Source organism: Rhodococcus sp. IC4_135 (genome assembly GCF_011602025.1).
Taxonomy (GTDB): Bacteria; Actinomycetota; Actinomycetes; order Mycobacteriales; family Mycobacteriaceae; genus Rhodococcus_F; species Rhodococcus_F baikonurensis.
The window spans coordinates 1-16,564 of the sequence record NZ_JAAOLG010000053.1; the positions used below are offsets into that span (position 1 = coordinate 1).

Consider the following 16,564-nt stretch of genomic DNA (forward strand, 5'->3'; position numbering starts at 1 on the left):
GACACGTTCGCTCGACCCGACAGGCAAGGGCCAGGCACGATGGATAACGAGGTGGAAGCCCGCTCTGAACGCGTTTGCGATCACGTTCGCCGATCGTTGGCCGGGATCGGAAACTTACTGATGGAAAACCGCCGAAACACCGTTAAAGAAATAGACCCCACGCCAGCAGATGGGGGCCTTTGTTAGGTCCGGAACTCTCAGAAGGGCGGCTCGTTACAGCTGAGTTGCGCCGCCGAGTCCCCATCCTGCCGGGGCGTCTCGGTGATGCTGCGAGCGCGGCGGTCCACAGTAACCGCCCCCTGGCGGTTGATGGTGGCAAAGAGGCATTCGCCGATCCCCATGGGGCCTACTTCTTCGGGAACGATCGACGTACACGGTGGTTGTACTTGCTCAATTGCTATCCAGAGGTCGCCCGTGTCGCTGACGAATGTGTTGGGTGTGCCGTATTCGAAGTTTGGCGCCGTCCATAGGGCTGCAGCCGTGGGGGCTGTCTGTGGATCCACTGAACGCAGTGTTTGGCGGAGACTTTCGTTGTCCTCCAGCGCCTGGTTACGAACGACAGCGAGGTCATGTCCGTTCGGCGGCAACCACATGATGTGCTCGGGTGCTGTCTGCGGGTCGGCTGTGTCGAGCGATCGGCACATGGTGTGAGGCATCGTCTGCGCGATGTCGCGTCTCGACAAGTACGCGCTGTCAATGGCGCCGGCGCCGTGGAATGCCTTCTCCTCTGCGAGGCTTCCTGCTCGCACGGCGGTGTGGTCAGCTGCGGTCTCGCTCGAAGCGCATCCTGCGGCGAGTCCAGCTACGAGTAGAGCCGCGCACGCAAGTTGACGAGTATCCATCTTGATTTCCTCCCCTGAGTGACGCCGATGAATTGAACCACGACGCTGCTCAAGCGACAGCCTTGGCGTGGACGGTTTGGTGAAGGGTACTGCGGAAACGGCTTTTTCATACTCAGGTGAGTGGGTGCCTACCCCGCAAGGGATGGACACCCACTCAATCGAAGTGCCTATGCCAACCCGTACGCGGCGCGCAGACGCTTGCGCACCGGTGACGGAATCCAACGCGCCAAAACCGGAGTCACCTTGATGCGCTGCCCCAGAACCCGCACATGGGTCTCGACGGTTACCTCGACAACATTTGCGGGAACTCGACTCATGACAACAACTCCACTCCCCCGGGAACCCGGCCTACCGTGTGCACTCTCTGTGCGCTCACCTACCCTAACACAGTTGATACCTTTTTCGGTATCAACTTGCTGTTTTAGTGTTCAGCTGCTCATGTTGGGACGATAGCGAAGAGGCCGCAGCCGAAGACCTCAAACCCTCAAGCACACAGCGTGACTGGCCACATCGCGGCTGGGAAGCAGGTTCGGTATCACCAACCCATGCTCTCGCGATAACAATCGAGCGCTTCGGAGCCGCGCTTTTCGACAACACGATTCGATGTCCTCGACAACACCAACGTGCGGAGCCCTCGAAACCATGCCGCACCAAACCGACTGGAAATCAACAACATTCGAAACAGTGAAAATCGGGCACGAAACAGTCCCTGATCAGTTCAGGATGACGTCACCGGCTTCTGGTTTGCCCTGCTCGTCCGAAAGTGGCACCTCGAAGACGCCCTGCGACTCGGTATCTCCTTGATCCCATGTGGTCCCCGAGTCGTTTTGATAGTCCACAATCGCAATCTGGGCGGAGCCGTCCGACTCGTAGGACCCCTCACGAATACGGTTCCCTCTTCAATGCGTACTTCGTTGACCGTGATAGTCGTCAGGCCCTCTACGGAACCTGGCTCTGCGCTCGAACCCTCCTCTACACCTGGAGAGTCTGCGACGATCTGATCGGCCAGAACGACCTTGATTGCACGATCGACAGCATCAAAAGCGATGTCCAGCGCCTCATCGAAGTCCCATCTGAACACCTCTTCAAGGCCGATTTTCGCTCGCCTCGAATGTTCATCCAGGACTATCGGACGAACCAGGGGGCCATCGCCGAAAGAGTGCCCATCCCACCCGTGATCGCTGTTCTCGCCCTTGTAGGCATAGGCAGAGGGACCTTCCAACACTGCGGGCACCTCGGATCGAAAACGGTCTATCAAGGACGGGCCGAGGGCCGCCAGGCACTCTTGTACCGTCGCGGACGAAAGGTCGGAGGCGAGGAGTTTGCTCATCGCACTCTTTATGCCGGATTCGGAGCGAAGGTCCGTCACCGTCTTCTCAACCGCAACTTGTCTCTCGTGCGCCACCTTCAGCCAGAGAGTAAGCGCGGGAACGTCTTCGAAGGTGGAATTCGACTTGGTTGAGTTGCATCCGATGCAGATCGGAGCAAGGTTGTGTGCCCGGTGCAGATCGAAGACCTCTGCTTGGGCAGGCGTGAGGTGCTTCTCTTTGATCGGTTTGAGATCGGCCGACGGAATTGTTCGGGGAATAATATGGTCGATCGCTGCTCCAGTGAAAGTCACCCGGTTTTTGCAGAGATAGCACCGGTCCTTACCTGCGATGAGAAGGGCAACTCGCAGTATCGCGTTCGCATCGTTGTCGTTGGGCCGGTAGTGCACCTGATAGACAGTGTTTTTGGCTTCGTCTTTGGGAATCATCGTCACCGCGTGACCGTATCAACTGGCGCCAGCACGGCAGAGAACAATCAAATTTCCTATCGCACTGCGAGGATTTCGTCGTTGGCGATGCTGACGATTTTGAATACTGACACAACCCGGGTTAGACCCGGCCCTATTCGGCGACATGCATACGCATTCCGTCGCGGAGTGCCGGCTTCTCACCCGCGGAATGTTTCATTTCCGCATGGGACATGTCGGTTATGCAGGTCGAGGCGCTTTTCAAGTGCGGTAAGCATCGGAGCGGTGCGCGATCGCAGTGACCGTGACCCGGCGGGCGTCATCGTCGATCAAGTACAGCACCCGATACGCGCCGCGCCGTGCCGAATACGCCGGCGCAAGTGGCGGATCGAGCCGCTTACCGACCCGATGAGGGTTCTCGAGCAACGGGCCGGTGATGAATTCGTAGACGGCTACCGCAACCTTCTCGGGCAGGCCCGCTTTGAGCGATCGAGCCGCTGAGCGCGCCACTGCTAGGACATAGGGATCGTTGGGGCCGCTCACTCCTCGCTCTTACCCAGGAACGCGGCCAAATCTGTGGCGTCGAGAGTGTCTCCGGCTTGCGCCTCAGCCACTCCCGCCAAATGTCCGGCCAGTAGCGATTCATCGGCCAGCACGGCGATCGTCTCGCGCAACGCGTCGTAGTCGTCGGCGCCGAGCAGCACCGCGGCACGATGCCCGTTGCGGGTGATCTCGAACCGTTCGTGTGTGCGCTCGGCCTCGTCGACGAGACGAGAGAGTTGCGCTCGGGCGTCGGCCACCGGAAGAGTTGTCATGTACATAATTCTAGCGCACACCGGCAATATGGGCGCTCCCCCAAGGGCGGCCACCCAACATGGGGCGCTTCGGTGATCACCAAACTTCGCGGTCGTCACGGAGAATCGCTGCAGCCCTCGGCACACCGTGCCACCGCTTCCAGCCTGCCTGCTTGGAGACACCGAACGCTTTAGCCATGTCCGTGGGAGAGCACCCCGTGTTGCGTGCGAGCTGAGCCGCGTTCGCGGCCACATTGTCGGCGGTTTCCTGCATGGACTTGGCTACGCGCAGCATCGACAGCGCGTGCTCCTGTTCGGCGGAAAATGCTTCGGCAGAAGGGGATTCGATACCCTCGGCAACACGAGCGCATAAAGCGGACATTTCATCGGCCAGGAAGTTGTAATGGATCCGGTTGAGTCTTTGCATATGGGTCAACGTACATTGACCTCATACATTGGTCAATGCCGGTTGACCGACGATCGGTCACGTCCGGGTTTCCGAGGTTGAGACACTGTCGGTATGACTCGAACCCCTGACGATGATGGAGGCTGGAGGCCGCCGCCTGACGAGGGTCAGGCGGGAATGGTTCTGCTGCCGAATGGTTGGTGGGGATATCGGTACAAAGCCGGGGTCAGGCCCCTCATCGTGGAGAAACCAGAGGAGCGCGACGCGACGCCGGACAGGCCCGCCAACTTCGATCAGGATCACTGACTGCCCATCGCGAATCGCCGTGCCCGCCCGGAAAACGCCGGGACGGTCTTCCTTTCCCGAAAGGTGGCGCGCGGCATGTACGTTCCGGGTGCCGACCAACTCGAACTGAATTGAGAATTGAGCGTCCATATGCCTGTTTCGAAGAAGCGAAAGCCCAAGCCGAAGTCACGTCCTGCACCCGCGTCCGTTTCAGGACGTTCACAGCACGAGGGACTCGATAGAGAAATCGTGCTTGGGGCTCCCGTTGACCTAGTGAAACGGATCAAGATTTATCGGCGGTACGTGCGAGCGTTGGGCAAGGTGGGAGTAACTTTCCGTGATATCGATCGACCGGACATCCTGACGGTGACGGCCATGGTGCGAGAGCACATCACAGGGGTTCCCGATTTCGACATGAGCGAAGAGGAAGGTGGGGCGGTCGCTATCGGACCTGATGGCGAGGTCATCGGCTCAGTCGTTATCGGCGGAGCGACCTTTCAGAGGGGGAAAGTCGCGTTTCTTCGCAATATCGTCGTCCTGCCCGAATGGCGTGGGCGCGGGGTTGCCACGGTGCTTCTGAACTTGATTCCCGCCATTTTCCCGGCGGATCTCATCGTTGGAAACTGCGCAGCCTCAGCCGCACCGCTCTATGCGAACTCCGGTTTCACCGTTCTACAACCTGGAGTGCCGCTTCCATTCGACGTGGGCGCCCGGCCTCATTCGATTGGTTTCGACAACGACGTCTATCCCTGTGGCATCTACAGGGAACTTTGACTGCCTGTTGTTCATTTAGGCGTCGTGTTCATCGGGGTGGCCGGGTGCCAGCCCAACGACCGGCACGAGAGTGGCCAGCTTCGCCGGAAACGGATATTTTCCGGGGGCGTCGGCGGTGGATTCGATAATTGCGGTGTGCGTGTCCTCGTCGACGCTGACGATCGTGAACGGCGAGACGCCTTCGGCCCCGATTCTGACTTGGGCACCTTGCTGCACGAGAATCTCCTGTCGAGATGTTGACGATTGTCTATCTTCTCCTCAGCTGTTGACCTGGAGAAATAGTCGGCAGCCGCGTCCCACGACACCGCTGAGATACTCCGAGTTCTGCGCCTCATATTTCTGTACAGAACCAGAACTCGTGCAGGTCACCGGAACGCTAGGCACTTTCGGCGTTGTCGCGCGCTCGCGCCTGGACGACCGACTTTCGAACGGCCCAGGTGTCGCCCACGCGGGTGGCGGGGAGCTTGGCCGTCTTGATGGATTTCAGGATGCTCTGGCGGCTCACACCCAGCTCTTCTGCTGCTTCGCTGACCGATACGAGCGCCGGCAGCTCCGCGGCTTCGGTGAGCGTGTCGAAGTCGGCGGCAGGCAGCACACGGAGCGATACCAGCGCCGGCGTGTACTGGTCGAGGATCGCCAATGCGGTGGTGTTGGCCTGGCGGACGGAGTCTGCGGGCAGGGTGAATACGAGTTCGGTGCGGCCGAGTTCGGAGCGTCCTACTGCTCCGCTGTAGTCGGCGATGGGGTCGATCAACAGCTCGACGGTCCCCTCGTCGAACGGTGCGTCGAGTTCGGCGACGACGTTGTAGGGCTGTGCGGTCATGGGTTGTGGTCCTTTTCTGTTGCGGTGCGAAGTTTGATTGAATGAGTCCGGGTCGGGGATGCCTTCTACATCCCCGACCCTTTCTCACGTGCCCACTAGCGTGGCGGCCATTGGAACCCGGTCTGGCGTTTGATCTGCGCCAGTGCGTTCTTCACGGCTCGACGGTCGCTGGCCGTCTTCGAGAACGTCGTGATCAGTTGACCGTCTTTGTAGACCATCGGGTGACCCGCTTTCGTGGCGCGGATGTCGAATCCGGCCTTCTCGAGTGCCTTCAGGATCACTTTCGTGTCCTGGTCGATTCCTCTGAATCTCTGTGGCAATCTTCGCACCTCTCTATTTAGTTGACAACCACAGCATAACCACTAGATTGTCAATTAGCAACCTAGGGAGAATTCATCTGCCTCTCGATTTGTTCCGAAGAGATCGCTTCCCCTACCGAGGCAGGGCCGCGTGCAGCCGCACAGGGGCGCTATCGTGGGCTCGTACCGGCGCCGTCGTGTCGGTGATTCGAACCGAGAATCTCAACCAACGGGGGATCGACCATGCTCACACTGTTCAGTCGTCTGCGTACGCGGCCGACCACAACCCGCGATGACCGATCCGAAGAGTTCGCAGGATTCACCCGCACTCTCAGCGCGGAGGAACGTGCTGGAATAGCTTCGGCTACTGCTGATTTGAACGCTGCGGTGGCAATGTACGAGATACGCGGAATCACCCATTGTCGGCATCATGTTTCGGACACCGAGTCGGTAGCCGACGTTGTGGCTGCTATTCGTGCGCAGACGGAACTGGCGCACCTGTTCGGCGCTCGACGCGCCCGCCAGCGCGCAGACGGAGAGCTTCCTCCCCTGTCCGACCACAAGAACTAGAGAGCCAACACTCCTGCCAAAACGGGGTTTCCAGTCGAATCCGGTTCTGCACTGGACGCTTCCGTCGCCGTGGCAGTAGGTCTTCCTGCGCACCTGGACCTCGATTCGCGTCCGCACTTCCCGCGCTCGAAAAACCCCGCCTTTGCGCGTAGCGACCACATCTGCTCCGTGCGCTATACCGTGGCACCCATGGATCCATACAAAAAAGTAGGCATCAGTCGCGATACGCCTCTATGGCATGGTGGCGCACCGGGAATTGAAGTAGGACAACATATCCAGTCCCTCGCCCAATTGCGCCGACGCGGTGTGACGTACGGATCCCGCAACGTCGCCCAAGACAACAACGTGGTCTACATCAGCCCGATACGTGAATTCGCCCGTGCGTTCGCCACCCGGACCGAAGCACTCCAGGGGCGCGGCGCCCTGTATCTCGTTGAGCCACTTCCTTCCTCATCGCTGACGGCGGATGAAGATTTTCCCGAAACCGTGAGTCTGTCCTGCACTCGCGCACGTGTTGTGGCCATCGAAGAAACAAACATCACGATGTCTGATACAGAATCGCTCACGATCGTCGGCCCCTACATGACCTGGACAGACGGACGGCCGGTCTACGACGATGACGGATACATGACGCGGCGGCGAACTGGCCGCATGCCGACCCCGAAGAATTACGCAGCCTCGGACGATGGCTCTCAATCGAATCCGTGTCCTATAACAGCTTCACCTATCGAGTGTTCGTGAACGACCACTCGGGATAGCTCGATTGCTCCAGGTGCATCGCCGTTACCGCGCATCAATCGTCGAATAGAAATGGACAATTTATGGGGACCAGATCTACCACCCGTCAAGGGTCCCTCTCCGCAGACAGAGAAGCGTTCCTCGTCGATACCGACGGAACAATGACCCCCATCACCGCACGCCAGGTCGAACGATGGACCAAACCAGATCGAGACGCCGCGACGTTCCTTTGCGCCGGTTGCTTGATCCGAGTCTTCGCGTGGAATATGGAATCATCGCAAGACAAGTCCCCGACGTTCAGTTCGGGGTCCGGGCCGATCAAACATGCCGCAGACTGCGATCGAAAGTCCCCGCGGGACAACCCATTGAGTTCCCGCGACAGCAAAACAAGTCTCGAAGGCACGGGTTCTGGCATTCCGCATCGACTGGTGCTCGTGGATCGTACGGTCGCTACGAAAAAAGCTCCCGGCGACGGCGACTCCGATGTTGACGTCGATAATCGGCGCAGATCCCGCTCGGGGGGCGGTGCAGCCAGATCGGTGCCTGGTGGCCGTAGCCGCGACGCTCACACACTCGGCCGTGTCGTCGACACCTGGAACTACTTTGCGACCCAAAGTGCACGCGAAGCGGAATCACTTCGTATCCCCGGTGTCGACGCCGAAAATTACCGGTACGCCTTCAGGAGGATCAGCGTCTGGAACGACGAAATCCCCGCACTCGCTGCCAGAGTCTTCTACGCCGAACTGCGTTGGAATAAACCGCCATCTGAGGACGGGGATCTGCTCACCATCACGCTGCTTCCGAAGCAACCCCGGAGCCCAAAGCCGCTGCTCTGCACCCTCACCATCGACCGCGCCGGATGGCCCACCGGCCGGCGCAACGCCCTCCAACGAGAGTTGGACTGGGCATACACACATGCACGCAAATCCTGGCGGGTAGACAAAAGCTCTGCTCTGCAGGTCTTCGTCATCGCACAACAACATCCCGACGATCCGACGGCCTTCAGCGTCAACGACACACGCCTGATCTACCTCACCGACCACGAGATCACCCATTAGCGCCCACCACACCGGCTGATCAACACCTCGGATACGAGCGTTCATCTGTCATGAGTGTCTCCATCCGTCGCGATTTCATTGTCGCCCGCCGCCCGCACGGAGAGGCCAGGGTTTCCGCCGACGCAGCCTCCGGGGATCGATCCGATCGACCCTGGGGTTGGCCCGACGTGACCTCCGGGGATCGATCCGATCGACACCGGGTTCAGCGGCCCTTCCAGGAGGGTAGTGGGCCAGAAGTCTTCGGTAGCAGCGTGGACGGCGGGGAGAGCGATCTCGGAGGACTGGCACCGGTCGTGACCGTCCCCGACTCCTATCCAGATCAGCCGTGGCGCTGCTTGGCGCCGCCATCGCGGTTCGGCCGGGTCGTTGTATCCGCGGATCCAGTGTCCGCCCTCGGCGTCGATCATCGGAGTTCCCGCGGGGGGTGGCGCGCAGTTGCGCGGCACTGTCGTAGACGCGTCCGCGATTGAGTACTGCGTCGAATTCACTGTCGTAGTTGGTCATCGAGCCCCCGTTGTGTGGTGTCGCCGAGGCTGACGCCTTCGGGCGAGGTTTGTGTTTGTCATCGTGTCATGCGGTTCGGACACACCGGTTCCACGACCCTGAGAGCGGCCCGACGGAGGTATGCCGGTATGCCGCGCGTGTCAGAGGGTCTGGATCCAGCATTCGACTGCTTGTCGTGCTGCGTGTACCGGGTCGGTGAGCCTGATCTCGACCGTTCCGTCCTCGTACCAGTTCTCTTCCACCTCCCCGGCCGGGCCGCTAACCAGCTCTACGGTGCAGATTTCCGCTGTGACGGTGGCGCCGTCGCCGGTCGTCAGCCGCAAGGCCGTCTGGACAGGGCTGACCGTGCGCAGGTTCAGGGTGCGCCGGTCGGCAGCGACGTCGATGTTCAATTCGTCGTCACTTTCGTTCTTTTCGTTGGCGTAGGCGATGAAGGCATCGGTGAAGGCGATCGGAATGTCGATGGTGGTCATGGTTTCTCCTCGATCGAGTGGGGCTGGTTGCGTGTCTGGTAGGGAGAACGCTAACACATCTGATACTTATTTCGTTATCGTCTTGACTTTTTAGTGTTCAGGTGGGAGTGTTGTGGTCATGCCGAACTTGTCTGCAGCCGAACACCTCAAACGTCTACGTGCACAGCGTGGTTGGTCTCAACGCGACTTGGCGGACAGAGTTGGTATTGCTCAGCCCGTACTCTCGCGGTACGAGTCAGGCGTCTCCGAGCCACGTTTTTCGACGTTGCTGTCCATCCTCGAAGTCGGGGAATACGAGTTGATCGGCCTGCTGGCTCCAGTCACGGCCGAGCAATGCGCGGCAGGGGAATTCGACGACCTGACCGACGTGGAGATCGCAGCGCGGGTCGGCCGGCCGGTCGAAGATGTGCGGATCTGGTTCGCGCACTACGGCGATCAGCTCGGGATGGTGACCGCCCAGAAGGCGGGCGAGCCGGCGCGCGTGGCGTACGGTCGCCCCCCTCGTTCGCGGACCGTCGGCCGCGGGGAGGGAGCCGTCAGTCCGGCCGCGACACATTCGGCGCGGGTGATGATTCGTGCCGGCCGCGATCTCGCAGGCGCACTCGACCCGGGCACCATCGACGAGGGCCTCGCGGCGCCGCCCAGTGGCCGTGAGCTCGACGAGGTGAGCGAGGCGATCGGGGTGGTGCGAGACAACCTCAACAGAGCCGAGAAGTTCATCGCGGAGCTACGGACACGACCCTCGCCCTGATCCCAGGAAGGCGCGCCGACCAGCTGCAACCCGCCTACAACGCAGTGAAGATGAGCGGCCCTGGCGGTGTTCAGAGCACCACCAGGGCCCAACCCAACACAGTCACAGAAACTGGAGTCCGTAACCATGACCGATCATATTCGACCTGACAACGGCCAGGCCGCTGGCGGTACTCGACACAGGACGTACAGGCCGCAGCAGCGTTCGATCGCCACCCGCGCGGCGATCGTAGAAGCGTTCGCGATCGCTTTCGACACTGCCGGTTATGCCGCTACCACCATGAACGATGTGGTCACCGCCCCGAATTCGCTCACCAAAGGTTCGGTGTACTTCCACTTCGCGTCCAAGGAAGCGATCGCACAGGAATTCATCGAAGGATGGAACAGCGCAGTCGCGCAAGCATTTTCCGGCGCAGCGGCTGCTGGTGGATCGATTGCCGAGCAGCTGCGCGCCGTGTTCGCCTCCCTCGCCGAGCGCATCGACAACGACCGGAGTATCCGGGCCGGGTTCAAACTCACTCTCGATCCCTCCATCGACGGCGCGCACGCCTCGTACCGCCGGTGGATCGACACCACCAGTGATCTCGTCGAAGGCGGTATCCACTCGGGGTCGATCAGCGACACCGTCATGGGCCGCCGCCTCGGATGGAACCTGTGCTCGGGTTTCGTCGGAGCAGTGCACAGTGTGTCGATCTTGCGTGAGGATCTCGACCTGTCAGCGCGCACCGCGGACATGCTGTCCTCGTATCTGATCGGATCGGCGGCCGGGGGAAAGGAGCAGTGATGCGTTTCGTGCACGCTCGCGCTGACGACCTGATGTGCACGTGCGGTTTCCGGGTCCAGTCCGATGACGAATTCGACAGACACCTCGACGAGCGGCGTGTTTCCGCGGCCGTTGATCAGGAGGACGTTGCAGCGTGTGAGCAGTTGTCGTCGATGCTCGATTCGCTGGAGAAAGCGCGTGCCGAGATCGGTGACGCCCGCGCAGTACTCCGGGCTCTGTACGACGGGCCGACCTCGTCCCGCGACGTCGAAAACTTTCTCGCCGTCGAAGCCGAGGACCAGGACATCGTCGCTCACCTCGCCGCGGCAGAGCGCAGCCTCCGAGCAACCCGCTCGATTGTGCGTTCCCACCTGAACGACCTCACTCACCCCGGTACGTCTGCGCGAGAGGGAGAACATGCCCCGGGTACGAACACCGCTCACTCATCGCGCCCTGCCGCCATGAGCATTCGCACACATTCCGAAGCGACCGACCTGTCTACTCGCCGCACTGCCGCGCCATTCAACGCGCTCCGGCGACAGGCCCGAAATGAGGAGGGGCAATGACGTCACCGGAGAAACGACTCGAGAAGCTGAAGGCGCAACCGGCGGGGCAGGTCGTGCTAGCTCGTCCGGGCAGTTGGTACCGATGGATTTACGTGGCCACTGCCCTCGGGACTATCGCCCTCGTCATCGGGACGGTCCTGGTGGCGCTCGGAATTCTGGCGCTCCCTCTCGGTTTTCTGGCAGCGGGCACGAACCCGTTCGAACTTCTCTTCCCCGCGGTGGAGGAGGCGAACAACGAACCCACCAACTTGCTGGTGCAGGCAGGTGGGTGGGCGGTGTTCGGGGGGCTCGGCCTTTCGCTCGCTGGTTACGGACTCGGCGGCGCGGCCAAGGTGAAGACTGCAGGCCCTGACATCGTCACCGCCGGCGAGATCGTCAACGCCCCCACACGACTAGCGAGGCCCCTGGTGCGGGCACTCGACGCCGAGGAGGCGATCCGGGGCTCTGCTGCCGTCCGGGAAGGGTGGCTCACCGGCATCGACGTCGACGCGGCCCTGTGGAACCTCGCGCAGCAGTTCAAAGCCGGAGTGCACCTCGATGCGGAACTGCGCGCCGTGTACGAGCAGGTGGCCGGGGCGTCGGTACCCGACTTCCGGGAGCAGATCGACGCGGCCGAAGCTGCTGTTCTCGCGTGCACCGAACGTTTGAGGGACGGAACGCAACGGCTGGTGGACATCGCTGACCGTGTCGACAGTTTCGACCGCGAGCTTGCCGAACCCGCACGTCGTGCCGAGCTGACGAAGGAACGCGAACGGAGTACGCGCCGCGCCCGTGAGCAAGTCGCGAAACTCACCGCAGCACGGACCGCGGTCGAGAACATCGAGCCGGTCCTCGACAACGTCACCGACATTGCCGCGGGGCAGCTCGATGCGTACGGAGAGCTACCGAAGATCGAAAAGGGCTGAAACACAATGACATTAGAGTTGAGAAATCGCGCTGCCGGGATGCAGCCGCGTCGACAGGGAGGACGAACCGGGGCCACTCGGTACCGATGAAGACCGACTAGGCATCGACCTCCCCCCTGCTCGGCCGAAGAACAGGACCCACCCCCGGCGAGCACACAGCCGGTTGGTGGGTCCTTGTGCGCGGCACTGGCGCAGATACCCCTTCAGTACTTCGCCGCTCCCGCCCCGTACGGCTTCCCCTGCTGCGCTGGCCCAAACATTCGATCGCCTGTCGTCGGCGATCCGACGGAGGCATAACCGCCCCTCGATTTCGAATATATGTTCGACTAGAGTGTGGGCGGTAAGGCGATGACGGAGGAGGTCAGCACCTGTGACCGCCGACCCGAACTCTCTCGCGGCCCTGGCTCCCGGTGACCGTATCGAGGCATTGCGCCGACGCATGGCCTCGATCCCCGCACGCACCGATGGGGCCGCTGCCCCAGCCGTCCCGACCGAGCACAGCGAAGCGCGGTTCGAGACCCGGCCCGAGACGATCACCGAATCCGCCACGAGTGTTCTCGAGGTTCCTCCGGCGCTCGCTTCCTTGCTCCCGAGAGGTGGCCTCGCACGCGGTTCGGTCGTCTCGGTGGACGGTGCGTCGTCGGTGCTGCTGAGCCTGCTCGCCTCGGTCACCGGCAGCGGCATGCACGCCGCGATCATCGGCCTACCGAAACTGGGTTTGCTTGCTGCGACCGAAATGGGAGCCGAGCTCGCACGCTGCGCCCTGATCCCTACTCCGGGATCTGCGGCGATAGACGTGGCGGCGATTTTGCTCGATGGAATGGATTTGGTTGTCCTCGGACTGGCCGGCGCTGCCGTTCCGCCGACCAGGGCGCGCGCGGTGGTTGCCCGTGCGCGCAGCAAGGGCTCGTGCTTGGTGGTCACCGACGGGCGATGGGACGGGGCGGATATCCGCATCGATTCCCATGTCGCCGAGTACACGGGGATCGGACAGGGCTATGGGCGCATCACAGGCTTCTCCGTCGATGTGGAGGTGAGTGGCCGGGGCATACGTCCCCGGTCCGGCAGGTTCGATCTGAGCGCCGCAGGCGGGGTGGTGGGGTGGACTGCGTCCGCTCCCGAACAGGCGGCTCCGCTTCCACTTCCGCAGGCGCTATGACCGCCCCGGACTTCGCCGGCTGGCGTGAGCCGTGGCCACTGACCCCGACTCTGCGCCCGCTCCCTGAGCCCAAGCCGGTCATCGTCGAGACGAACCGCGCTTTGCCTTTGGCGAAGAACGCCACGCGCCCTGACCGGCTCCCGCTGCGAGTGCTCGCCGGAGGTCTTCGCCTCGAAGGCACCATGCCGGGAGAGCTTTATGCGTGGGCGCTCCTCAGTGACGGTCAATGGCTCGGCTGCGTAAAAATCCATGCGCTGACCGGCGACGGGAGAACCGGACTGGATCTGTGGCTGTGGGTCACCTCGGACGCCATCAGCAGCGCCGGCCCGTAACGCTCGCGTCCAGACCTTCGCGGCGATGAACGGACACATGTTCTTACCGATCTGACTTCGACGAATGCCAGTGCATACGGCCTTGAATGCGCGATACCCCGGCTCCAATCGGGCCGGGGTATTTCGCGGTTTCACACTTGTCAGCTTGTCGGCAAGTTAACTTCGTCGCCGTTCTGTGGCGGCCGGCTGGTCGGGCGATCCATTCGTCGAGTCTGATTCGTTTCATAGTTCGGGTCGCCCGGGAAGCAGTGTGTGGATGCGGCGGCAAGAGTGGCATGGATGAGCGCGGCCCGCTGAAGGGTGTCACGGACGTCGATGGGGTAGGCAAATCGTTGCGGGTGGCTCTGGTCAGGTTGCAGCGCAAGCATGGACACTCGCGACGCGAGAGCTGCGTGTTCGATGCGTGTGAGTTCGTGATGTTGCGGCTCGGGTATATCGGCCAGCGCAGCTTCGAGGATCGCCCACGGCTTGCGGAGGCTCGCCGCACTGGTCGGATCTGATTCGAGGTTCGAGGGGTCGTAGGTCATGGTCTCGTTCACCTTTCGTTGCTTCGCTTGGTGTGCTTGTTCGTCAGTTGCGGACGCACATCGCATCGATTTCGCGCCGGATTTCGGGGACGAAGGCAAGAGCGGTCGCGCACGCGGAAATCGTGGCGAGGACCAGTCCGGCGGCGGCGATGGCGAGTGCGGGGTTACCGAGGCTCGCCGCCGTGCGGATCATCTCGCGCAGGCCGTCGGCGGTGGCCAGCATTACCGCGTAGAAGATGAGTGCAAGGAAGGCTGCGGCGATGCCGGCCGCCATGCCGGCTATTCCTGCTTTGATCGTCCGCTCGCGGATTCCGCGACGCTGGGCGGTTGAAGTGGTCATCGTTTCTTGCCTTTCGGTTCGTCGTCTTGTCGGCGCGCCCCCCAGGTGTGGGCTCGTACGTCGGCGCAGATCGGGCAGTAGCTTTCTTCGGCGGTGAACGTCCAGCCCGGTTCGATCGCGGATTCGGCCTCATTGCACGAAGTTTCGGATGCAGCTGTGTTCGGAGCCACGCCGCAGGAAGCGCACGCAGGCATCTTCGGCACGGCGGTGGGTGCCGCGTCAGTTATTTCTGTGAGCCATCGAGTCCGCATGTATGCCCATGCCAGCGCGCCCGGCCGGCGCATGATGCCGGGGAGAGCCGGTAGAAACCCGCGTTCCAGCACTGCCCAGCTCTGGACATTCCCCAGCAGGAAGCACGGGCCGTTCAATGACCCTTCCCAGACTTCCCCCGCAACTACGGGGTCGCTGGCTTCGGGGGCTGCGACTGCGTAGACGTCGATGCCTCCGTCCGGAGATTCCACCGCGCCCATCAGGAACCGTTCCGATCGACTTGTGTCGTAGTAGTCCCAGCCGAGATCGGTACCGAACTGACCGCCGCGTGAGGTCAGGAAAGCGCGTTCGGATTCGAATGTCGGTATGTCTGGGGCAATTTCTCTAATTCCCCACGGCTGGTTCGCGGTGTCGATTGTGCGCAGCGGAAGTTCGGGTCCGAGGATCGGCGGACCGCCTGCGTCTTCTAGACCGTGAGGTCCGTCGGTTGGAACGATCTGTTTTACTCGCGCAACGCTCAGGCCGGCGGCCTCGGCAATCTCGGCGAGCGGGATGCCGGCGAGGCGACGAGCGACTCTGATTTGGTGGTCACGAAGTTCGATCCATTCACGCGCGGTATGTGAGTGAGTGGCGACGTCGAGCATGAGTTCTTCGGTGGGCACCGGAGGGATTTGGGTCGGCCGAAACATCAGCTTCTCGCTTCTCTTTGGTCAGTGATCGTGGTCAGCAAGTCGACGAGGGTGGCAACACGGCAGCGATGTGGATGTTCTCCCAGTTGGATGGTCGCCGGCTGACCTCGATCTCTTCGTCGAGGAGGTCTTGCAAGGATCGGGTGATTTGTTCGTCGGTGTCGTAGCCGTTGCCCCAGACGTTGTCCGGTCCACGTACTCGGCGTTCGTTGTCGATGATCGTGTAGTAGACGCTGGCTTCTGTTTCGTCGGGGAAATCGTTGGTGTTGTTGTCTTCCTCGGGGATCGGGGTGGTGAGGATGACGAAGTGGCGGTCATGTGAGACGGCTCGGACGGTCCACCACAAGTCTCCGGTTTCGGCGAATTGCACGCGCTGTCCGGTGTCGAGTGCGGTGGCGGCGATGGTCGACGCTGAGGATGGGGCTGTGGCGCTCATGTGCGTTCTCCTGGGCTCGGTGGCTGGTGTCGGCGCGGTGCGGATCAGCTGCAGTCGACGTGTAGGGACAGGTAGACGCGGCCGGTGCCGTAGGGGGAGTTCCAGTCGGCCGGCGCCTGTGCGGTGGCGGCGATGTCGACCTGGTCGGGTGTCGACCAGTCGACGGAGCGCAGTGTGTCGAGGAACTGGTTGGTGGTGTCGATTTCTCCGGAGAGGTCTTGCTCGGTGTTCTCGACGGTGAGGGTTTGAGAGGGGTTGTTGGCTTTGATCTTCCAGCCGTGCGGTGAGGTGATGTCGACTGCGAGGTTGTCGCCGGTGCCGGTGCAGCGGGCGGTGACGTCCTCGGGTTTCGGGGTGGTGATTTCGGTGTCGGTGTGCAGCTCGCCCCAGCCGATGATGATGCTGCCGAGGTCGTCGGAGGAGTCGGTGACGACGGTTCCGCTGGTGGAGGCGGACACGCTCGCCGCAGAGCGGCTCTCGTCGCTGCTGCAGGCGGTCAGTGCGGCGAGCGCAGCTCCGGAGAGGGCGATGGACAGGGCGGCGCGGTGCAGGGTGGGCAGGGACATCGGCTGAGATGCCTTTCGGT

27 protein-coding genes are annotated in these 16,564 nt (G+C 61.9%); 11 read left to right on the forward strand and 16 right to left on the reverse strand.

What is annotated here, in order from left to right; translation table 11 throughout:
- Positions 1–197: 197 nt before the first annotated feature.
- The 6 genes from G8767_RS33260 to G8767_RS33285 form a co-directional block, all read right to left on the reverse strand.
- On the reverse strand, positions 198–842 hold the full coding sequence (locus G8767_RS33260) for a hypothetical protein (protein ID WP_047269848.1): 645 nt from the start codon (positions 840–842) through the stop codon (positions 198–200).
- Positions 843–1,009: 167 nt separating this feature from the next.
- A complete protein-coding gene (locus G8767_RS33265; protein ID WP_155419183.1) occupies positions 1,010–1,159 on the reverse strand; it encodes a hypothetical protein in 150 nt (49 codons plus the stop codon).
- A 401-nt stretch (positions 1,160–1,560) separates the two neighbouring features.
- Positions 1,561–2,604, reverse strand: coding sequence for a hypothetical protein (locus G8767_RS33270; protein ID WP_058228356.1), 1,044 nt, complete (start codon positions 2,602–2,604; stop codon positions 1,561–1,563).
- A gap of 234 nt (positions 2,605–2,838) precedes the next feature.
- Positions 2,839–3,120, reverse strand: a complete 282-nt coding sequence (locus tag G8767_RS33275; RefSeq protein WP_047269850.1) for a type II toxin-antitoxin system RelE/ParE family toxin — start codon at positions 3,118–3,120, stop codon at positions 2,839–2,841.
- Complete coding sequence (locus G8767_RS33280; RefSeq protein ID WP_047269851.1) at positions 3,117–3,398, reverse strand: type II toxin-antitoxin system Phd/YefM family antitoxin; 282 nt, start codon at positions 3,396–3,398, stop codon at positions 3,117–3,119. Before G8767_RS33280 ends, G8767_RS33275 begins: the two co-directional genes overlap by 4 nt.
- A 70-nt stretch (positions 3,399–3,468) precedes the next feature.
- The gene (locus tag G8767_RS33285; protein ID WP_047269852.1) at positions 3,469–3,798 is read right to left on the reverse strand and encodes a hypothetical protein; all 330 of its coding nucleotides are present in this window, start codon (positions 3,796–3,798) and stop codon (positions 3,469–3,471) included.
- Between the two features lie 93 nt (positions 3,799–3,891).
- Between G8767_RS33285 and G8767_RS33290 the strand changes: the two genes are divergently transcribed.
- Together G8767_RS33290 and G8767_RS33295 are read left to right on the forward strand one after the other, a co-directional pair.
- Positions 3,892–4,083: a hypothetical protein gene (locus tag G8767_RS33290; RefSeq protein WP_074447153.1), complete on the forward strand. Its 192-nt coding sequence runs from the start codon at positions 3,892–3,894 to the stop codon at positions 4,081–4,083.
- A 252-nt stretch (positions 4,084–4,335) separates the two neighbouring features.
- The gene (locus tag G8767_RS33295) at positions 4,336–4,836 is read left to right on the forward strand and encodes a GNAT family N-acetyltransferase (RefSeq protein WP_047269854.1); all 501 of its coding nucleotides are present in this window, start codon (positions 4,336–4,338) and stop codon (positions 4,834–4,836) included.
- A 15-nt stretch (positions 4,837–4,851) separates the two neighbouring features.
- On the opposite strand, the gene G8767_RS33300 is transcribed toward G8767_RS33295, so the two are convergent.
- The 3 genes from G8767_RS33300 to G8767_RS33310 form a co-directional block, all read right to left on the reverse strand.
- A complete protein-coding gene (locus G8767_RS33300) occupies positions 4,852–5,052 on the reverse strand; it encodes a hypothetical protein (RefSeq protein WP_047269855.1) in 201 nt (66 codons plus the stop codon).
- Positions 5,053–5,212: 160 nt separating this feature from the next.
- Complete coding sequence (locus G8767_RS33305) at positions 5,213–5,659, reverse strand: helix-turn-helix domain-containing protein (protein WP_047269856.1); 447 nt, start codon at positions 5,657–5,659, stop codon at positions 5,213–5,215.
- Between the two features lie 95 nt (positions 5,660–5,754).
- Positions 5,755–5,940 (reverse strand): hypothetical protein, encoded by a 186-nt coding sequence (locus G8767_RS33310; RefSeq protein ID WP_047269857.1) that lies wholly within the window; start codon positions 5,938–5,940, stop codon positions 5,755–5,757.
- 261 nt (positions 5,941–6,201) lie between these two features.
- Between G8767_RS33310 and G8767_RS33315 the strand changes: the two genes are divergently transcribed.
- From G8767_RS33315 to G8767_RS33325, 3 genes are all read left to right on the forward strand, one after another.
- On the forward strand, positions 6,202–6,528 hold the full coding sequence (locus G8767_RS33315) for a hypothetical protein (protein WP_047269858.1): 327 nt from the start codon (positions 6,202–6,204) through the stop codon (positions 6,526–6,528).
- Positions 6,529–6,717: 189 nt separating this feature from the next.
- A complete protein-coding gene (locus G8767_RS33320; RefSeq protein ID WP_141695848.1) occupies positions 6,718–7,269 on the forward strand; it encodes a hypothetical protein in 552 nt (183 codons plus the stop codon).
- A gap of 431 nt (positions 7,270–7,700) precedes the next feature.
- Positions 7,701–8,324 carry a hypothetical protein gene (locus G8767_RS33325; protein WP_141695847.1) on the forward strand — a complete coding sequence of 208 codons (624 nt, stop codon included), beginning with the start codon at positions 7,701–7,703 and terminating at the stop codon, positions 8,322–8,324.
- 41 nt (positions 8,325–8,365) lie between these two features.
- Here the strand turns inward: G8767_RS33325 and G8767_RS33330 are convergent, their stop codons facing one another.
- A complete protein-coding gene (locus G8767_RS33330) occupies positions 8,366–8,731 on the reverse strand; it encodes a hypothetical protein (RefSeq protein WP_058228352.1) in 366 nt (121 codons plus the stop codon).
- A gap of 237 nt (positions 8,732–8,968) precedes the next feature.
- Positions 8,969–9,301, reverse strand: coding sequence for a hypothetical protein (locus tag G8767_RS33335; protein ID WP_047269862.1), 333 nt, complete (start codon positions 9,299–9,301; stop codon positions 8,969–8,971).
- Positions 9,302–9,419: 118 nt separating this feature from the next.
- On the opposite strand from G8767_RS33335, the gene G8767_RS33340 reads away from it, so the two are divergent.
- The 6 genes from G8767_RS33340 (at position 9,420) to G8767_RS33365 (ending at position 13,776) form a co-directional block, all read left to right on the forward strand.
- A complete protein-coding gene (locus G8767_RS33340) occupies positions 9,420–10,052 on the forward strand; it encodes a helix-turn-helix transcriptional regulator (protein WP_058228351.1) in 633 nt (210 codons plus the stop codon).
- A 126-nt stretch (positions 10,053–10,178) separates the two neighbouring features.
- Positions 10,179–10,835: a TetR/AcrR family transcriptional regulator gene (locus G8767_RS33345; protein WP_052959839.1), complete on the forward strand. Its 657-nt coding sequence runs from the start codon at positions 10,179–10,181 to the stop codon at positions 10,833–10,835.
- Complete coding sequence (locus G8767_RS33350) at positions 10,835–11,380, forward strand: hypothetical protein (protein WP_052959841.1); 546 nt, start codon at positions 10,835–10,837, stop codon at positions 11,378–11,380. Before G8767_RS33345 ends, G8767_RS33350 begins: the two co-directional genes overlap by 1 nt.
- Positions 11,377–12,285, forward strand: coding sequence for a hypothetical protein (locus G8767_RS33355; RefSeq protein WP_047269864.1), 909 nt, complete (start codon positions 11,377–11,379; stop codon positions 12,283–12,285). The genes G8767_RS33350 and G8767_RS33355 overlap by 4 nt, the downstream gene beginning before the upstream one ends.
- Positions 12,286–12,655: 370 nt before the next feature.
- Positions 12,656–13,444, forward strand: a complete 789-nt coding sequence (locus G8767_RS33360; protein ID WP_047269865.1) for a hypothetical protein — start codon at positions 12,656–12,658, stop codon at positions 13,442–13,444.
- On the forward strand, positions 13,441–13,776 hold the full coding sequence (locus G8767_RS33365) for a hypothetical protein (RefSeq protein WP_052959843.1): 336 nt from the start codon (positions 13,441–13,443) through the stop codon (positions 13,774–13,776). The genes G8767_RS33360 and G8767_RS33365 overlap by 4 nt, the downstream gene beginning before the upstream one ends.
- A gap of 140 nt (positions 13,777–13,916) precedes the next feature.
- Here G8767_RS33365 and G8767_RS33370 read toward each other — a convergent pair whose 3' ends face one another.
- The 5 genes from G8767_RS33370 to G8767_RS33390 form a co-directional block, all read right to left on the reverse strand.
- On the reverse strand, positions 13,917–14,303 hold the full coding sequence (locus G8767_RS33370) for a hypothetical protein (protein ID WP_174519524.1): 387 nt from the start codon (positions 14,301–14,303) through the stop codon (positions 13,917–13,919).
- A 43-nt stretch (positions 14,304–14,346) separates the two neighbouring features.
- Positions 14,347–14,643 carry a hypothetical protein gene (locus tag G8767_RS33375; RefSeq protein WP_047269866.1) on the reverse strand — a complete coding sequence of 99 codons (297 nt, stop codon included), beginning with the start codon at positions 14,641–14,643 and terminating at the stop codon, positions 14,347–14,349.
- The gene (locus G8767_RS33380; protein WP_047269867.1) at positions 14,640–15,515 is read right to left on the reverse strand and encodes a hypothetical protein; all 876 of its coding nucleotides are present in this window, start codon (positions 15,513–15,515) and stop codon (positions 14,640–14,642) included. Before G8767_RS33380 ends, G8767_RS33375 begins: the two co-directional genes overlap by 4 nt.
- A gap of 61 nt (positions 15,516–15,576) precedes the next feature.
- Positions 15,577–15,978: a hypothetical protein gene (locus G8767_RS33385; RefSeq protein WP_047269868.1), complete on the reverse strand. Its 402-nt coding sequence runs from the start codon at positions 15,976–15,978 to the stop codon at positions 15,577–15,579.
- Positions 15,979–16,022: 44 nt separating this feature from the next.
- Positions 16,023–16,564 (reverse strand): hypothetical protein (locus G8767_RS33390; RefSeq protein WP_346843061.1); only part of this gene is annotated, 542 nt, incomplete at its 5' end.

Bases quoted from the DNA above. Each gene is read 5' to 3' on its own strand.
- G8767_RS33260 (WP_047269848.1), bottom strand. From the start codon at position 842: ATGGATACTCGTCAACTTGCGTGCGCGGCTCTACTCGTAGCTGGACTC.
- G8767_RS33265 (WP_155419183.1), bottom strand. From the start codon at position 1,159: ATGAGTCGAGTTCCCGCAAATGTTGTCGAGGTAACCGTCGAGACCCAT.
- G8767_RS33280 (WP_047269851.1), bottom strand. From the start codon at position 3,398: ATGTACATGACAACTCTTCCGGTGGCCGACGCCCGAGCGCAACTCTCT.
- G8767_RS33285 (WP_047269852.1), bottom strand. From the start codon at position 3,798: ATGCAAAGACTCAACCGGATCCATTACAACTTCCTGGCCGATGAAATG.
- G8767_RS33290 (WP_074447153.1), top strand. From the start codon at position 3,892: ATGACTCGAACCCCTGACGATGATGGAGGCTGGAGGCCGCCGCCTGAC.
- G8767_RS33305 (WP_047269856.1), bottom strand. From the start codon at position 5,659: ATGACCGCACAGCCCTACAACGTCGTCGCCGAACTCGACGCACCGTTC.
- G8767_RS33315 (WP_047269858.1), top strand. From the start codon at position 6,202: ATGCTCACACTGTTCAGTCGTCTGCGTACGCGGCCGACCACAACCCGC.
- G8767_RS33320 (WP_141695848.1), top strand. From the start codon at position 6,718: ATGGATCCATACAAAAAAGTAGGCATCAGTCGCGATACGCCTCTATGG.
- G8767_RS33330 (WP_058228352.1), bottom strand. From the start codon at position 8,731: ATGATCGACGCCGAGGGCGGACACTGGATCCGCGGATACAACGACCCG.
- G8767_RS33335 (WP_047269862.1), bottom strand. From the start codon at position 9,301: ATGACCACCATCGACATTCCGATCGCCTTCACCGATGCCTTCATCGCC.
- G8767_RS33340 (WP_058228351.1), top strand. From the start codon at position 9,420: ATGCCGAACTTGTCTGCAGCCGAACACCTCAAACGTCTACGTGCACAG.
- G8767_RS33345 (WP_052959839.1), top strand. From the start codon at position 10,179: ATGACCGATCATATTCGACCTGACAACGGCCAGGCCGCTGGCGGTACT.
- G8767_RS33350 (WP_052959841.1), top strand. From the start codon at position 10,835: ATGCGTTTCGTGCACGCTCGCGCTGACGACCTGATGTGCACGTGCGGT.
- G8767_RS33355 (WP_047269864.1), top strand. From the start codon at position 11,377: ATGACGTCACCGGAGAAACGACTCGAGAAGCTGAAGGCGCAACCGGCG.
- G8767_RS33365 (WP_052959843.1), top strand. From the start codon at position 13,441: ATGACCGCCCCGGACTTCGCCGGCTGGCGTGAGCCGTGGCCACTGACC.
- G8767_RS33370 (WP_174519524.1), bottom strand. From the start codon at position 14,303: ATGACCTACGACCCCTCGAACCTCGAATCAGATCCGACCAGTGCGGCG.
- G8767_RS33375 (WP_047269866.1), bottom strand. From the start codon at position 14,643: ATGACCACTTCAACCGCCCAGCGTCGCGGAATCCGCGAGCGGACGATC.
- G8767_RS33385 (WP_047269868.1), bottom strand. From the start codon at position 15,978: ATGAGCGCCACAGCCCCATCCTCAGCGTCGACCATCGCCGCCACCGCA.